Source organism: Turicibacter sp. KK003, from assembly GCF_037014675.1.
GTDB classification, from domain to species: domain Bacteria; phylum Bacillota_I; class Bacilli_A; order MOL361; family Turicibacteraceae; genus Turicibacter; species Turicibacter faecis.
Genome location: NZ_CP142738.1, coordinates 1,568,920 through 1,582,954, shown reverse-complemented (window position 1 = coordinate 1,582,954; position 14,035 = coordinate 1,568,920). Strand labels below are relative to the sequence as shown.

General features: G+C 39.6%; 14 protein-coding genes and 1 pseudogene. 9 read left to right on the top strand and 6 right to left on the bottom strand.

Annotated features, from left to right (window positions below):
• Positions 1-125 precede the first annotated feature (125 nt).
• The 4 genes from VXM77_RS07780 to comGA are packed head-to-tail and all read right to left on the bottom strand — an operon-like array spanning position 126 to position 2,920.
• Positions 126-596 (bottom strand): prepilin-type N-terminal cleavage/methylation domain-containing protein, encoded by a 471-nt coding sequence (locus tag VXM77_RS07780; protein WP_262950913.1) that lies wholly within the window; start codon positions 594-596, stop codon positions 126-128.
• Complete coding sequence (locus VXM77_RS07775; RefSeq protein ID WP_161831988.1) at positions 593-859, bottom strand: prepilin-type N-terminal cleavage/methylation domain-containing protein; 267 nt, start codon at positions 857-859, stop codon at positions 593-595. Before VXM77_RS07775 ends, VXM77_RS07780 begins: the two co-directional genes overlap by 4 nt.
• A gap of 19 nt (positions 860-878) precedes the next feature.
• On the bottom strand, positions 879-1,895 hold the full coding sequence (locus VXM77_RS07770) for a type II secretion system F family protein (RefSeq protein WP_262950911.1): 1,017 nt from the start codon (positions 1,893-1,895) through the stop codon (positions 879-881).
• Positions 1,895-2,920: a competence type IV pilus ATPase ComGA gene (gene comGA / locus VXM77_RS07765; protein WP_338505877.1), complete on the bottom strand. Its 1,026-nt coding sequence runs from the start codon at positions 2,918-2,920 to the stop codon at positions 1,895-1,897. Before comGA ends, VXM77_RS07770 begins: the two co-directional genes overlap by 1 nt.
• Positions 2,921-3,081: 161 nt before the next feature.
• Between comGA and VXM77_RS07760 the strand changes: the two are divergent.
• From VXM77_RS07760 to VXM77_RS07745, 4 genes and pseudogenes are all read left to right on the top strand, one after another.
• Positions 3,082-3,841 (top strand): annotated as a pseudogene (locus VXM77_RS07760) (IS1595 family transposase).
• Positions 3,842-3,993: 152 nt separating this feature from the next.
• Positions 3,994-4,332, top strand: coding sequence for a hypothetical protein (locus VXM77_RS07755; RefSeq protein ID WP_161831991.1), 339 nt, complete (start codon positions 3,994-3,996; stop codon positions 4,330-4,332).
• 347 nt (positions 4,333-4,679) lie between these two features.
• Positions 4,680-5,360, top strand: a complete 681-nt coding sequence (locus VXM77_RS07750) for a DUF975 family protein (protein ID WP_161831992.1) — start codon at positions 4,680-4,682, stop codon at positions 5,358-5,360.
• A 184-nt stretch (positions 5,361-5,544) separates the two neighbouring features.
• Entirely contained in the window at positions 5,545-7,149 is a 1,605-nt protein-coding gene (locus tag VXM77_RS07745; RefSeq protein WP_262950925.1) for an NAD(P)/FAD-dependent oxidoreductase, read from the top strand.
• Positions 7,150-7,209: 60 nt separating this feature from the next.
• Here VXM77_RS07745 and VXM77_RS07740 read toward each other — a convergent pair whose 3' ends face one another.
• Positions 7,210-7,518, bottom strand: a complete 309-nt coding sequence (locus VXM77_RS07740; RefSeq protein WP_262953910.1) for a LysM peptidoglycan-binding domain-containing protein — start codon at positions 7,516-7,518, stop codon at positions 7,210-7,212.
• Between the two features lie 151 nt (positions 7,519-7,669).
• Here VXM77_RS07740 and VXM77_RS07735 point away from each other — a divergent pair, with 151 nt between their 5' ends.
• The 3 genes from VXM77_RS07735 to VXM77_RS07725 all read left to right on the top strand — a co-directional run bounded on the left by VXM77_RS07735 (position 7,670) and on the right by VXM77_RS07725 (position 9,772).
• Entirely contained in the window at positions 7,670-8,215 is a 546-nt protein-coding gene (locus VXM77_RS07735; RefSeq protein WP_161831994.1) for a YdcF family protein, read from the top strand.
• A 73-nt stretch (positions 8,216-8,288) separates the two neighbouring features.
• Positions 8,289-8,642 carry a metalloregulator ArsR/SmtB family transcription factor gene (locus VXM77_RS07730; protein WP_161831995.1) on the top strand — a complete coding sequence of 118 codons (354 nt, stop codon included), beginning with the start codon at positions 8,289-8,291 and terminating at the stop codon, positions 8,640-8,642.
• A gap of 338 nt (positions 8,643-8,980) precedes the next feature.
• Positions 8,981-9,772: an N-acetylmuramoyl-L-alanine amidase gene (locus tag VXM77_RS07725; protein ID WP_338505874.1), complete on the top strand. Its 792-nt coding sequence runs from the start codon at positions 8,981-8,983 to the stop codon at positions 9,770-9,772.
• 77 nt (positions 9,773-9,849) lie between these two features.
• Here the strand turns inward: VXM77_RS07725 and VXM77_RS07720 are convergent, their stop codons facing one another.
• Positions 9,850-11,136, bottom strand: a complete 1,287-nt coding sequence (locus VXM77_RS07720) for an ISL3 family transposase (RefSeq protein ID WP_289461271.1) — start codon at positions 11,134-11,136, stop codon at positions 9,850-9,852.
• Between the two features lie 622 nt (positions 11,137-11,758).
• Between VXM77_RS07720 and VXM77_RS07715 the strand changes: the two genes are divergently transcribed.
• Positions 11,759-12,442 carry a SprT family zinc-dependent metalloprotease gene (locus VXM77_RS07715; protein WP_262950906.1) on the top strand — a complete coding sequence of 228 codons (684 nt, stop codon included), beginning with the start codon at positions 11,759-11,761 and terminating at the stop codon, positions 12,440-12,442.
• 206 nt (positions 12,443-12,648) lie between these two features.
• Positions 12,649-13,893 carry an ammonium transporter gene (locus tag VXM77_RS07710; RefSeq protein WP_161831998.1) on the top strand — a complete coding sequence of 415 codons (1,245 nt, stop codon included), beginning with the start codon at positions 12,649-12,651 and terminating at the stop codon, positions 13,891-13,893.
• Positions 13,894-14,035: the final 142 nt, after the last annotated feature.

Below are 14,035 nucleotides of genomic sequence, written 5' to 3'. Positions count from 1 at the left end.
ATACATAGAGGTGATAATAGAGCGTTTGTTGGACGTCAAGGTGCTGTTGCTTTTTGAGAAGTTTAGGTAAGACGTGGGAAAGACTCATGGCAACGGTACATAGGATCATCAGCCCGATGAGGCATTCAGTCAGAATATAGCCCTTTTGGTTCGTTCGAATCACGGATATCAATTCCTCCTGTTCCGATTGAAAAGACAATCTTTTTTTCTTGATACTTACTTTTAATAAGAAGTGTTTGACCACCTCCAATGTGGCCGAGGTTATTAAATGATAAATCGGTTAGTGTTGTACTAACGGATGGAAAAGAAATTCCTTGAGGGAGTGTCCGGAGTTGCTGGTTGGTTCCGTTTTGTCGAAGCGCATACTTGTTTTCTTTATGATAGATGCGTAACGTGTACGTCCCTCCTTGAAAGGGCATCATATTCGCTTGGCGAATGTAGTTTAAATCTGATTGGAGTAACGCAATGGCCTGATTAAGTTTGATGCCGTCATAAAGTTTTACAAGGGGTGGGAAGGAAATCAGAGATAATGTTCCGGTAATTAAGAGGGCTAGGAGCGCCTCGATGAGTGTAAATCCTTTTTGATTAAGAATCATTCGCCCTCCTTACACACTTTTTCGCGGTCTTTGGCGATTTGATTGAGTTCAGATTCGGATAAGGGCTCGCCTAGGAGATCGGCTGACGTTTTTTGTGCCTCAACGGATTGGTCAAAAGCCTCACATCCGGTCTGATTGGTTTTCTCTAACACGGCACTTGCTTTTGGAAAGACGAGGAGGACGAGTACCCCGACGATGACCATGACAATTAACATTTCAATAAGTGTAAATCCTTTTTGATTCATTTGAATTCTTTTTTTCATAAGATAATCCTCCGATTGTTTAGATAAGTTCCGCCATTTGAAAGACGGGTTGTAATAGACTTAAGTAAATGAGTACAATAATGAGCCCGATGAGGGCTAAAAAAATAAATTGAATCGTTTTAAATAAGGTGTTCATGTGTTGGGTGAGTCGTTTGAATTCTTCGGTGCTATAGGTCTTTAATTCTTGGTGCACCTTTGCAAGCTGCAAGGCGTGTTTCATTATAAGTTTGAAGTACGCGGTAAAGTACGGGCTCTTTTCGAACAAATCGCCAAGGGAAATACCGTTTTCTAGCCGTTGTTGAAGTTCGTCAATGATGTGGCGGACGAAGGGGATGTTTTCAAAGGATCGCATCATGAAAAGACTTTCTTTTAGCGGGAGTCCGCAGTTTAGGAAGATGAGCCATTGGCTGCTAAAGTAGTAGGAAAAAACGTGCTGAGAAAGCGATTTGAGCAGCGGAAAATGAAATAGGAGATGCGGAATACATCGGTGGGGACTTGTTAAAATGAGAAAGAAGCTACCGATGAGGAGAAAGATAAGGAGAAGGAGCCCGCCAAGAAGAAGGAGGACGCCATTTAGTAAGGTAGGATCGCCTTCAATATGGAAGCTTTGGTAAAAATCTTCAAGTTGTGGGAAGAAAAAAAGATAGACGATGCCAAGTATTCCGATCATTAAGGTAAATAGGAAGAGAGGGTAACGTAATTTTTTAGAAAGCTCCGCCTTGTTTTGAATTAAATGCTCGCTATATTCCGCCGCCTTTTGTAATCCTTGCAAGAGGGACCCCGCCTCTTCGCCACATCGGACAATATAGACAATTCGTTTTTCAAAGTGGCAAGTTTCTAAGGTGGAGGCAAAGGGTTGTCCATTGGCACAATGCGCTGCGAAGGGAGCGATGGCCTCTTGTTTAAAGAGTGTTCCCATAATCTCTAGTGCTTGTGCTAACGAAAATCCTTGCTCAATCAGTTGGCTAAAGCGAGTTAAAAATTTTTGTTGTTCGCAAAGGGGCCAACGGGGGGATAAGTGATGGATTGTGGGCATTATACTAACTCCTCGTCTAATGTGTGATAGGGAAGCGAAGCGGGCGAAAGTTGGGAAAATAGGTGATCGAGTTGTTCACCAAAACAAAGTTCAAACATGGCCTTTCGTTCGGCCCTATTCTCAATTAATCGTTGATTCGCGATGCCAACGAGTGCCTGTTCAAGGTCTTGGGTGGATATCCCGAGGTCGATGAGTCGATTTAAGGTCCCCCGCACATTTTTAGCATGGACGGTTGAGATGACTAAGTGACCGGTAAAGGCTGCACGCAGCGCCTGCCGAGCAGTCTTGACGTCACGAATTTCACCGATGACGATGACATCAGGATCGTGGCGCAAAATTTCTTTGATTCCAACATCGTAGGTCATCCCAAGACTTTCGTTGACTTGCATTTGAACGATATCGGGTTGTTGGTACTCAACGGGATCCTCAATGGTCACAATGCTTTTTCCAAGCTCGTCTTTTAAGTAATCGATCAAGGCGTAAGTCGTTGTTGTTTTTCCACTTCCCGTCGGACCGCTGATGAGAATTAAACCGGCCGGCATTCTTGCCATATCTTTTAAAATATCAGTCGTTTGAGGAAAGTGCGAAATTTCATCTAATTTTTTTTTATGGTGATGATTGATGAGTCGCAGCACAAGACTTTGATAATGAGGCGTCGGTAAAATGGAGACGCGCGTATAGTAAAGCGCTGTTGCATCTTTTAGCTTGAGTAATCCTGACTGAGGTTGTTTAGGATGGGTAAGGGTTAATGAAGCATGAAATTTGATATAAGCGAGGAGTTGTTCGTAGGTGGATGGGCTCATACGATCGCTTGAAATCATTAATGAACCGACCCGAAATTGAACGAGGATGTCGCGGTCTTTTAAGGTAAAATGAATATCGCTCGCTTTAAGGGTGATTGCTTCTTGTATGAGACGTTTAAGTCGCGTATGAATCGAGGGACCCGACTCCTGCTGAGTGGGAGTGAGTGGGGGATAGATTGGTTTTCTTTTTGTAAATAATGAGCTAACCCGCTGAAGGGGCATTAAAATCACCTCCTGCCTTACTATACGAAAAAAGAGGGCGATTTCCTTTTTTAAAAAGCTCTGTTTTAGGATAATTTTGATATTTCACATAGAATTTGCATAACTTAATCCTCAACTATCCATTATAATAGTGATAGAACAAACGTTTGTTTAGTTGGTTCATGCCAAAGTCAATAATTTTATCATTTTTAAATCGAGTAGCGCCAATTGATTTACCAGAAATCTTAGTTGAAGTTAAAAAAGGAATCTTTAAATCAAATTTATCTAAACCTCAAGCTGAAATTCAAGAAACCAGATATTCAGCAGGGTAATATAAATGCCCTTTTTGTCATGATGACCCTATCGTAAGGAAGGTAAAGCCAAAGGAATTTAACGCTATCTTTGCCGTAACTGTGGCCAATCATTTAGCCAACGAACTCAAACGCCAACTTCCTATTCAAAGAAAGAACCAAAAGCGTGGATTGATTATATCGAATGCATGATTAAAGAGCTATAAAGGAAATCACTCCAAAAGAACACGATTTAACATGCCAAGACCATCCCGTAAGTGTGAACGTTTCTTTGAAGGTCATAGTTCTCCCCACTCTGTTTTGTGTACGGATAGCGCCCCTGGATATGGGAGGTTAGCTTCCCAATTAGACTTAGAGCATAAGGTAATTCCGTCTGGAAAATACATGAAAGGTATTTATTACATCCAACATATCAATGTTTTTTATAGTAATTTTAAAGCTTTCTTACAAAAGTTTAGAGGTGTCTCAACTAAGCATCTAAATAGTTATTTAAAATGGTTCAAGTGGATTAAACTTTTTAAAGATGAAAAAGAACTTCTAAAGATTCAAAAAACTTACATTTAAATTACAGGCGAGTTATTCCGTAATTTCTAATGAGAAAATCAGCTTAAGAGAGCCCTTATGTATTTAAAATACTGAGTATATCTTTCTGATATGTTTTATATCTGACATGTCTTATAGTAGTATTAAATTATATTTTTAAACAGTTAAAAGAGAAAATATCTTAATCATGTTTATTCTTTTCTTGAGCATACTAAAGAATAAAAAAGGAGAAAAAATAGGATGAAAAAATATGTTATTTCCTTATTTATAGCTTTTCTATCTTTTAGCAGTCTTATTGCACAAGCACATCCGAAATCTGCTCAATTCATTGAAAGTAAAGATGACAGTGTAGAATGTTTAAATGTTGTATTTGAGAATCCAGATTTCCGTATATCATTTAGTTCAGGAAATGGAGAAATTATGGGTTGGACTGTACCTGAAGGAGCTGAGGATATAACTGAAGAGGAATGGTGTTATATTTTAATAGATTGTGCTGAAAAAATTTTTGGAAAAAATAGTGATCGTTATGAAGTGAATAAAGAGAAGTTTATGCATATGATTGAAGAAATGAAAAAATAAATTAGAGTTTACAATGAAAGGTTGGTTCGGTTAAACAGGATGGAGCGGGCGAAAGCGCCCCTTTGTTAAAGGTCGAACAACCAATCAGGCATCCGTTGGGGAAGTCGATGGATTGAACGAGGAGAGGCCATTAAAGGGGAAAAGTATAAAAAAAGCCACTCAGTTACCGAGGCGTCTGTTTAGAATCAATAGCGGATGAGGTGAAAGGCAGTGTTTGTTTATGGAAGGGGGAAGCCTTTTTTTAGTAAAGGGCGAATTTAATGGATTTAAATCGTTTAAAAGGATTGAAAGTATAAAGGAGTCTCGGTAGAATAATAATAGGACTAGTGAAAGTGAAGTGATATCAAGTGAATCTTGGATTGTTTTTTAGTGGAGGAGCACTTCCGCTGATTATTATTGTGATTGCCTTATTTCAAAAGATCGAGTGGCGGAAGGAAATAAAACGTCAGGCACGAACGTACTTTTATGAGGGAGCCTGGTTAAAATTTGCTCTTTGTTTGGTGATCTCGGTTGTGGGTGTGATTGTTTTATCTGCGTTACTCGGGGTGTTTATTCCCTTTTTATCGGTGTTATGCTCGGTGTTTGGAATGGGCGTTGTTTCGTATGGGACGATTGAGGTGATGCGTCTTATAAGAAACCATCAAGAGTTTGGATTAAGAGATTTTATTTCTATTGATAATGTAGGTGGAGCAGTTAGCGTCTATTTTATTAAATGGTTATATACCTTTTTTTGGTCGTTGCTATTAGTAATTCCAGGGATGATCAAGTCGTATTCTTATTCTCAAGCGATGTTTATTATCAGTGAGGATCCGGCGATTGGGGCTGATGGGGCGATTACCCGTAGTCGTGAAATGATGAATGGTCATAAATGGGAGTTAGTCATTTTACAATCGAGTTTCTTCGGATGGGCGATTTTAGGAGCCTTAACCTTTGGAATAGCGATTATCTATATCTTACCGCTTTATGCGATGTCAATGGCGGTATTTTATGAGTATGTGAAAAGGGACTATTTTGCTGCAAAGGCATAGGTGTTCATGAACGAACAGAGCGTTCATGGATTTATGGCGCGAATGAGCGTTTATGAGATAAATTTTAGGGTTAAAGCGAAAGTGACCGGTCGATTTGAGAGGCCGGTTGCTTTTTTTATGGTGTAGGAAAATGATATAATGGATCGTTTTGTGCTATAATAAGAGGACGAAAGTGAGTGATGTTATGATTCGAGTCGCACAAATTAAAATTTCAATAGATGATTCAATTGATAAGGTAAAAGAGTTAGTTTTAAAGCAATTACGGTTAAAGGAGCATGAGCTTTTAGATTATCGTATTTATAAACAATCGATTGATGCCCGTCGCCGTGGAAAGTTAGATTTCGTCTATACGGTCGATGTGGCGGTGAAAGATGAAGAAAAAATCTTGGCGAAGAAGTTACCTAATGTGTCTAAAACGCCAGATATTGAGTATAAGTATCCTGTGAAAGGTCAAGAGGCAATGAACCATCGTCCTGTTGTTGTTGGCTTTGGTCCAGCCGGTATGTTTGCGGCCTTAATTTTAGCTGAAATGGGGTATCGCCCCATTGTGTTAGAGCGTGGTGAAGCGGTTGATGAACGCGTACGTTCGATTGAAAAGTTCTGGAAAGAGGGAATCTTAAATCCAAATTCAAATGTGCAGTTTGGGGAAGGCGGAGCTGGAACGTTTTCTGATGGAAAGTTAACGACACGCGTGAAAGATTTACGCGGTCGAAAAGTGCTTGAAGCATTGGTTGAGGCCGGAGCTCCGGAAGATATTTTATATATGGCGCATCCTCACGTTGGAACAGATTTGTTACGCGGAATTGTGAAAAATATTCGCCAAAAGATTATTTCACTTGGAGGAGAGGTTCGCTTCAATCAACAAGTGACAGGGTTTTTAATGGAAGATGGGCACATTTGCGGGGTGAAAGTCAAAGGTGGTGACACACTGTTAACAGAAAATGTGATTGTGGCGATTGGACATAGTGCACGCGATACGTTTTATGAGTTATATGAGAGTGGGGTCTCTTTTACGGCTAAACCGTTTGCTGTCGGTGTAAGGATTGAGCATCCTCAAACTTTAATTGATGTGGCCCAATATAAAGAGTTTGCGGGACATGAAAAATTAGGGGCGGCAGAGTATCGATTGACGCATAAGGCTGAAAATGGACGTGGCGTGTATACATTCTGCATGTGTCCAGGTGGGCTTGTTGTCCCTTCAAGTTCTGAAAAAGGGCGTTTAGTCACAAATGGAATGAGTGAGCATGCACGTAATCAAGAAAATGCGAATAGTGCCTTACTTGTTCAAGTGTTTCCGGAGGATTTTGGATCAGATCATCCACTGGCTGGGATTGAATTTCAACGTCGATTAGAGGAAAAAGCCTTTGGGATGGGAGGAAGCGATTATAAGGCACCGGCTCAACTAGTTGGGGACTTCCTCAAAGGACAGGCCTCAAAACGTTTAGGAACGGTGACTCCCTCATATGCATTAGGTGTTAAGTTAACAAACTTACATAAGTTGTTCCCATCGTATATGACAGATGCCATGAAAGATGGTCTGAAGGCTTTTGATCGAAAATTACACGGCTTTGGGATGGATGATGCGGTGATGACTGGCGTTGAATCTCGCTCTTCTTCGCCAGTGAGAATGGATCGCGATAGCGAAACATTACAGTCGCTGACGGTTAAAGGGGTCTATCCATCAGGAGAAGGTGCAGGCTTTGCAGGAGGTATTGTATCAGCTGGAATTGACGGAATTAAGTGTGCAGAGGCAATGATTCAAGCCTTTGCGCCAAGTTTAAAGAAGTAGATGAGAACGTCATTGCTTTTATTGAATATAAAAAATCACACCGTTTGATGGTGTGATTTTTTAATGTTGAATCGTTACCATTTGACCGGCTTGCAAAAAGAGGTCTTGATTGAGATGAACGAGTTCATCTGGGGTTAGTTTGTAACGAATTAAAAGATCTTGGAGGGATTCCCCTTCAGCAATGACATGGATCCTGTTATTCTCTAGCAGGGGAACGTTGATGAATTGTTTAGGTTGAATGATAAGGGGCTTATTTCCGTTTAATTTCATGAGTTCAACCGGGGTTGTGTCAAATTGGGTGGCAATGCTTTTAATCGTGTCACCCGCTTGAATCATATATCGAGTTATTGTTAATGGTTGCGCATTCATTTTATTCACTTCCTTATCGTTAGGGATAAGTTTCCTACTATAATCTATGCAAAAAGTGTGGGGATTTGCCCTCTTTTTTGGATAGATTAGCAACACGATTTCAACCGTTTAGGCATAGGTTGATAGTAGGAAGGTAGAGGAGGGGATTTTAATGATTATCGTTTTTACAACAGTGACCCTTTATATGATTGGGATGCATCTTAAAATGAATCAATCACTAAAACATCGCGTGACCCCAGAGATCAATTGCCTTTTAATTTTAGGATCTTGTTTAAAGGACCAGCATGTCTCGCCTACATTACGTGCCCGTCTTGAATTAGGGGCAACGTTATTAAGAGAAAATCCACACCTTCATGTCATTGTGACGGGAGGAAAGGGAACCGCACAGCTTCCTGCAGAGGCACAGGTGATGAAGCGGGTACTGATCGAAGATTATGGAATTGAAGAAAATCGTATTCTTGTTGAAGACCGCTCGACGAATACGTTTGAAAATTTATTTTTTTCTCAATCACTATTTGGAAAACATCAGGTAGCAATTGTAACGAATGAGTTTCATAGTGTGCGTACTTCATTACTTGCCCGCCGATTAGGTATTTCTCATATCATCATCGGCGTAGCGACCCCTGCTAATAAACGGCTAAAATGGGAGTTGCGTGAGCACTTGGCGCTACTTAAATCATGGGTGGTGGATCGTTAGTTGGCATTCGTTTCTTGCGTTTTCTGATCATTCGCCTTATAATCTTTACAGGACGCAAAAATGAGGTGACGCAATGGAAACATGTAGCATAGAAGCTATTCATGATGAAGTCGTTTTATCGGTGAAGGAAAAAATGCCAAGAGACGAGGAGTTATTAAAACTGGCAGATTTATATAAAGCGATGGGAGACTTAACACGGATTCGCATTTTGGCTGCTCTTGTTCAGTCGGAAATGTGTGTGTGCGATTTAGCATCGTTGCTTGAGATGACACAGTCAGCTATATCGCATCAATTACGTGTGTTGCGTCAAGCCCATCTTGTTAATTATCGTAAGGTTGGCAAAGTGGTTTACTATTCACTGGATGACGAACATATTAAAATGTTATATGAGCAAGGATTAGTCCATGTGTTGCATCAACATCAATAGCTTTGTTTTTGAGGAGGATCGGATAGGTTATATCGGATGCTCCTTTTTATGTGACGTCTTGTCGAGGTGAACAGAAGACATCGTGGATTCCTTTTAATAGGGAATCGAATGGAGAATAATTGTGGTGTTAGTGCATGACGGGCTGTCTGAGATGAGGGTGTTTTTAGTCTAAGAAAAGAGCGTTGTGTAGAAGGTGTTTTCTCTTAAGTGAAGGCGAATCTCACTCTTTTTCCCAAGGCAGAGGGCAGTTTTAAAATCGTTGAGAGCGCCCATACGATTCGATGCTTGCCGGCATATATAATAAGAGGGCAGGAAGTGTTGAATAAAGGAGTGATAGTATGCCTTATATTGTTGTAGATGCTGGTCATGGTGGATGGGATAATGGTGCTCATTACAATGGACATCGTGAAAAGGATATTACGTTGCGTGTAGCGACAAAAGTAACCAAACGATTGAGAGAAATTGGATTTACTGTGACGCAATTAAGAACGGATGATACGTATGTTGGAAATGCTTCAGCACGTGGTCGTCAAATTGCAGAGTTACAACCTAATTTAGCTATTAGTATTCACGTCAATAGCTCAGGTGGAGAGGGAAAATTACGTGGAGCCGAAATTTATGTGCCGCTGGCAGAGGATAGCGCACGTTTTGAGTATTATTTACAAGAAGAGTTGAGTCATCTTAATGCGTTTCGAGAAATTTATTCACGCGCTTACACCGGAGAGTTTTACGATCGTCATATTAATCCGCAAACGTTAAGATTTACCCAAACGTATAGTTATACGGATTATTATGGAATTATTCGTGAGGCTTGGCGTGGAGGTGTTTCTTGTGATATTATCGAGATGTTTTATTTAGATAATGAGGGAGACCTTTATACCTTTTTAAATCAAGAGGATGCTTATGTTGAAGCGATTGTCGTGGCGTTAAGTAAAGCGTTTAATATGAATTATGAACGCGAAGATCGACATGAAGTGGTTGACCGTCCAGAACCATTAAAAACGGAAACGTATTATCGCGTTGTTTGTGGATCATATTCTGATTTAAACGAGGCGAAAAAAGTACAGCAAGCACTTGCTCGTGCTAATTATCCAGGGGTTTGGATTCAACCCGTCGAAACGAAACGATAAAAAGGTTCTTTGTCAAATAGTGTTGCTGATTAATTTGTAACCTGTTACAACGAAAATTCAAATCGAAATCCTAGTAGCTATGCTGCTAGGATTTTCGTTTTAGGCTTTGTTAGATTTTGAACCATGAGAATACGAGATTTAAAGTGATAGAAACTACGATATCCAAAGGCAATACGCTTAATGACCTTAATTTTATTATTAATTCCTTCGATGGGACCATTTGTGTAATGAGTTGAGAGTGTATTTTTAATATAGGATTGATAAGTTTTAAAGGTTTGGAAAGCCGTTTGAAACTCAGGAGAAACAAGCGGATGTTCCGTTTCGAGTAAATGATTAAATCGTTTTAAGTTTTTTGTCTGAAGAGCGAAAAGTAACTCTTGATATAAATCATAGGTTGCTTTTAATTCAGGAGATAAATCAAGTAGAAAGTTTAAGATATCAATTTCACGCATGGGTTGTTTAAAGCAGTAAACTGATCGATAAGTGGTGGTATTAAGTAAAGCGTGAGATTTTAAAAATAAGCGCCAATAACGTTTGAATTTACGACCATGCTTTTTGAACTTTTTCATGAATCGGATTCGAGTTTTGTTCAGTGCACGAGAGAGATGTTGAACGAGATGAAATTTATCAATGATAATTTGGGCATGAGGAAAAAGATCCTTAATGAGGCTGATGTAAGGAGCGTACATATCAATCACAATATTTTTTACTCGATGACGTGCTTCCTTTGTGTATCGTTTAAAATAAGCTTGAAGGGAGTTTAAACGACGATCTTCAACGATATCGATGATTTGTTTTGAGTCAGCATCGCAAAAAATAAAAGACATATGCCCCTCAGCAGACTTAACGGATTTAAATTCATCAAAACAGAGATTTTCAGGTAAATAATTAAGGTTTAAGGTTTGAGATTCATAAAAGCTATGGATGATTCGATTGACGGTTGAATGAGAGACCTGATGGCGACGTGCGATATCACATTCAGAAATTTTATTTTGGGCCTCTAAAGCAATGGCGTGTTTCGTATGATAAGAAATGTAACAGTTCTTTTCAACAATTGAAGTACTTAGTGTAAAAGTAGACTGGCAATGCCCACAATAATAACGCTGTTTTTTTAGGTCTAAGTAGGTATCGTGAAGAGAGACTTTTGGAATGACAATTCGAGAGGTTTTAAATCCATGCTTCTTAAATTTTGAATCAAATAGGGTTCCGCATTTTTGACAATGAGTCGGTTGATACGTAAGAATACCTTTAAAGATAAAGCTAGTAATTCCGTTCAACTTCACTTCCTCAAGATAATCTTCTGAAAATGTAATATTTTTATCTTTAATATTTAAAAGTTTTCTAGTAAAATATGAGTGAGACATTAAATCTTATCCTTTCAATATTGTTTTAGTCGATAACATTGTAACAGGATTGAGACTTGAAGTCTCTTTTTTTTTATCCTATGAAAAAAGTGCTGCTTAATCAGCAACACTAAATATTATAGAACCGATAAAAAAAGCTCCCAACGGGGCTTTTTTTTTATACGGAAAAAGGAAAGTAGCGATTGTTGGCGTATTGATAAGGGGGGGGGGAGTATTTAAGATTCTGAATATGTTATAATAATGGAGGTTTAATGAGCGACCTGATCATTGAAAAGAGAAGGAATGCAAAGTGTGAGGTTAGTTGGTAATTGGTTTGTTGATAACGTCTTTTTTAATGGGAGAGGTTCGATAATACGGTGTAAACGGGAAGATTAAATCGATGGATGGGGATTGAGCGTAGGCTGTCATCTATAAGATGAAAAGGTTAGCTATTGCTTCTTACAGGAGAAGGGCTCTGACGTCCATGGCTTCGTGTTCTAAGGTTAGGAGGACGTTTATTTCAGGGTCCGTGAAATCGAGGGGTTGTAAAATCCATCATGTGATAGACGGCGAAAGTTTTGAGGGCGTTCGACAAGATGAGAATAAAAAGAGAGTTTTAATGATTAACCGAGGTGGTGATGATGTGTTAGAAGAACGTTTAGTTGTTTTGGGACTAGAAGTTAAGGTTGTACGTAAGAGAATAAAAAATATGTATTTACGGGTCCGTCGTACAGGGGAGGTAGAGGTTTCGGCTGCACCACGTGTTGAACGAAAGATGATTGAATCGTTTATTGTTTCGAAGTGGTCATGGGTTCAGGCGAAACGAAACCAAGCGTTATTATCTCTTGAAAAACAGTTGCAGGCGGATGAAATTTTTTATTTTGGACAGCGTGTGACGATCAAACGGCACCCGGCAAAAAAAATATCAGTTGAACGAGGGGAAGAGACGTTGCATTTTTTTGGTCCCTCAACGTATGACGATGAACGCGTTGTTTTATGGATTAAAAACTGGATGTTTTGCGAGTTGCAGCAAAAAATTGAACAGTTAGTGAATGCGTATTGGCCATATTTTCATGGGAAAGGTTGTGCTCCTGTGGAGATTAAGTACCGCCAGATGACTGCGACATGGGGAGTGTGTCGTCCGCAACGCGGGACGATTACCTTTAATAAGAATTTAATTCATCAGCCTGATGCGTTTATTGAATATGTTGTCGTGCACGAGTTGAGTCATTTGGTTGAGGCTAATCATAGTGCTCGATTTTATCAAGTGGTCGAATTGTTACTCCCGGAGTGGAAAATGTATGATAAACAAAAAATTTCATTTTAGGGGTTCCCTTTTTTAGAGGTGGGAATATAATGAAGTATAGACAAAGAGGTCTTAGTTAATAAAAACTAGATGTGAACAAAGGCGTTCTTCAATAAATGAGGAACGCCTTTTAAATTTTCTTTTGGGCCCAAAGACAATTGCGCATCGTCCAAATTTAGACTAAGGAAATTTCCACTGACTGTGTGGGATTTTAGGAGGGACAGATTATGACAATTGATCTTAATGTAATTATTGATACCCTATGGGTAGTCATTGCTTCAGTGTTAGTGTTTTCGATGCAAGCGGGATTCGCGCTTGTCGAGAGTGGGTTTACGCGTTCTAAAAACGCGGCGAATATTATGATGAAAAATTTCTGCGATTATTCGATTGGTGCACTCGTTTTCTTTGTACTTGGTTTTTCGTTAATGTTTAATGGTTCGAACTTCGGATGGGTTGGGACGCCTGATTGGTGTATTTCCGGTGATTATAGTTTTCTCGGATTAATTATTCCATTTCTTGCCTATGTTTTCTTTCAAACCGTTTTTTGCTCGACATCGGTGACGATTGTTTCAGGGGCAGTTGCAGAACGAATGAAATTTTCAACCTATTTAATTTTTAGTGCGATTATGACAGCCCTTATTTATCCAATTAGTGGTCACTGGGTTTGGGGTGGCGGATGGCTTTCTCAATTAGGATTCCATGATTTTGCAGGTTCTGCTGTTGTTCATTCCCTAGGTGGATTTGCTGCTTTAGCAGGTGTCTTACTTCTTGGTGCACGCCGAGGAAAATTTAATGCGGATGGTTCAGCAAATACGATTCACGGTCATGGATTAACGCTTGCTGCCATGGGGGTTTTCGTGTTATGGATTGGTTGGTTTGGTTTTAATGCAGGATCAACATTAACTGCAAGTGATCCAGAGGCAATTGCTCATGTTATGGTAACAACAAACTTAGCACCATCAGCCGCGACCGTCACCGCACTTATTGTTTCCTGGTTAAAAGGTAAACCTAGTGTAGATGCAGCCATGAACGGAGCATTAGCGGGATTAGTCGGAATTACCGCAGGATGCGACCTTGTTTCACCTTTCGGTGCTATTGCGATTGGGGTTCTTTCAGCTCTTGTGATGATGGCAGGTAATTATTTATTAGAATCTAAATTTAAAGTTGATGATGCGGTGGGTGCAATTCCTGTTCATGGATTCTGTGGAGTTCTTGGAACCATTTTAACAGGTGTATTTGCAACGACAGGTGGTTTGTTATACGGTGGCGGTTTCCACTTCTTAGGTGTTCAAGTGCTTGGGGCAGTGGTTATTGCGATTTGGGGCTTTGTTGCTTCCTATATCGCCTTTGTCATCTTAAAACGTACCATCGGACTTCGCGTCACTGAAGAGGAAGAAATGAAAGGTCTTGATTTATCTGAACATGGTGTAAGTGCATATCCTGGATTTAAATCAGATGAGTCAGACTTATAAAGAAATCCGGTTAAAATAAATAAAAGCCTATCGTGTGAATCATCGACGATAGGCTTTTTGATAAGGAAAGGCTTGTAGAGAAATGCTTGATTAAAAGGTTTTGTCTACAAGTTTTTATTAATGGAATAGAAGGGTCATAAGG

Excerpts from the sequence above, each read along its gene's own strand:
- VXM77_RS07725 (WP_338505874.1), top strand. The coding sequence starts at position 8,981 with ATGCCTTATATTGTTGTAGATGCTGGTCATGGTGGATGGGATAATGGT.
- comGA (WP_338505877.1), bottom strand. The coding sequence starts at position 2,920 with ATGCCCCTTCAGCGGGTTAGCTCATTATTTACAAAAAGAAAACCAATC.
- VXM77_RS07755 (WP_161831991.1), top strand. The coding sequence starts at position 3,994 with ATGAAAAAATATGTTATTTCCTTATTTATAGCTTTTCTATCTTTTAGC.
- VXM77_RS07720 (WP_289461271.1), bottom strand. The coding sequence starts at position 11,136 with ATGTCTCACTCATATTTTACTAGAAAACTTTTAAATATTAAAGATAAA.
- VXM77_RS07775 (WP_161831988.1), bottom strand. The coding sequence starts at position 859 with ATGAAAAAAAGAATTCAAATGAATCAAAAAGGATTTACACTTATTGAA.
- VXM77_RS07735 (WP_161831994.1), top strand. The coding sequence starts at position 7,670 with ATGATTATCGTTTTTACAACAGTGACCCTTTATATGATTGGGATGCAT.
- VXM77_RS07710 (WP_161831998.1), top strand. The coding sequence starts at position 12,649 with ATGACAATTGATCTTAATGTAATTATTGATACCCTATGGGTAGTCATT.
- VXM77_RS07780 (WP_262950913.1), bottom strand. The coding sequence starts at position 596 with ATGATTCTTAATCAAAAAGGATTTACACTCATCGAGGCGCTCCTAGCC.
- VXM77_RS07770 (WP_262950911.1), bottom strand. The coding sequence starts at position 1,895 with ATGCCCACAATCCATCACTTATCCCCCCGTTGGCCCCTTTGCGAACAA.
- VXM77_RS07745 (WP_262950925.1), top strand. The coding sequence starts at position 5,545 with ATGATTCGAGTCGCACAAATTAAAATTTCAATAGATGATTCAATTGAT.
- VXM77_RS07740 (WP_262953910.1), bottom strand. The coding sequence starts at position 7,518 with ATGAATGCGCAACCATTAACAATAACTCGATATATGATTCAAGCGGGT.
- VXM77_RS07730 (WP_161831995.1), top strand. The coding sequence starts at position 8,289 with ATGGAAACATGTAGCATAGAAGCTATTCATGATGAAGTCGTTTTATCG.